Annotated in this window: 2 protein-coding genes; one reads left to right on the forward strand and one right to left on the reverse strand. The window is 56.6% G+C overall.

The genetic code is table 11. The features are described 5' to 3' along the window. Window positions 1-695, reverse strand: a 695-nt coding sequence (gene intI1 / locus R7Z41_RS24445; RefSeq protein ID WP_318141697.1) for a class 1 integron integrase IntI1, incomplete at its 3' end; no start/stop codon positions are given. 31 nt (window positions 696-726) lie between these two features. Here intI1 and R7Z41_RS24450 point away from each other — a divergent pair. Next, on the forward strand, window positions 727-1,036 hold a 310-nt coding region (locus R7Z41_RS24450), incomplete at its 3' end, for an NAD(+)--rifampin ADP-ribosyltransferase (protein WP_318141698.1).

Raw genomic sequence — 1,036 nt, forward strand, 5'->3', positions numbered from 1 at the left:
ACCCAGAACCACGGCCAGGAATGCCCGGCGCGCGGATACTTCCGCTCAAGGGCGTCGGGAAGCGCAACGCCGCTGCGGCCCTCGGCCTGGTCCTTCAGCCACCATGCCCGTGCACGCGACAGCTGCTCGCGCAGGCTGGGTGCCAAGCTCTCGGGTAACATCAAGGCCCGATCCTTGGAGCCCTTGCCCTCCCGCACGATGATCGTGCCGTGAGCGAAATCCAGATCCTTGACCCGCAGTTGCAAACCCTCACTGATCCGCATGCCCGTTCCATACAGAAGCGGGGCGAACAAACGATGCTCGCCTTCCAGAAAACCGAGGATGCGAACCCCTTCATCCGGGGTCAGCACCACCGGCAAGCGCCGCGACGGCCGAGGTCTTCCGATCTCCTGAAGCCAGGGCAGATCCGTGCACAGCACCTTGCCGTAGAAGAACAGCAAGGCCGCCAATGCCTGACGATGCGTGGAGACCGAAACCTTGCGCTCGTTCGCCAGCCAGGACAGAAATGCCTCGACTTCGCTGCTGCCCAAGGTTGCCGGGTGACGCACACCGTGGAAACGGATGAAGGCACGAACCCAGTGGACATAAGCCTGTTCGGTTCGTAAACTGTAATGCAAGTAGCGTATGCGCTCACGCAACTGGTCCAGAACCTTGACCGAACGCAGCGGTGGTAACGGCGCAGTGGCGGTTTTCATGGCTTGTTATGACTGTTTTTTTGTACAGTCTATGCCTCGGGCATCCAAGCAGCAAGCGCGTTACGCCGTGGGTCGATGTTTGATGTTATGGAGCAGCAACGATGTTACGCAGCAGGGCAGTCGCCCTAAAACAAAGTTAGGCAGCCAAATCCCAACAATTAAGGGTCTTAAAATGGTAAAAGATTGGATTCCCATCTCTCATGATAATTACAAGCAGGTGCAAGGACCGTTCTATCATGGAACCAAAGCCAATTTGGCGATTGGTGACTTGCTAACCACAGGGTTCATCTCTCATTTCGAGGACGGTCGTATTCTTAAGCACATCTACTTTTCAGCCTTGA

The sequence above is a fragment of the Vibrio sp. 1457 genome, assembly GCF_033340195.1.
Lineage (GTDB): Bacteria > Pseudomonadota > Gammaproteobacteria > Enterobacterales > Vibrionaceae > Vibrio > Vibrio alginolyticus.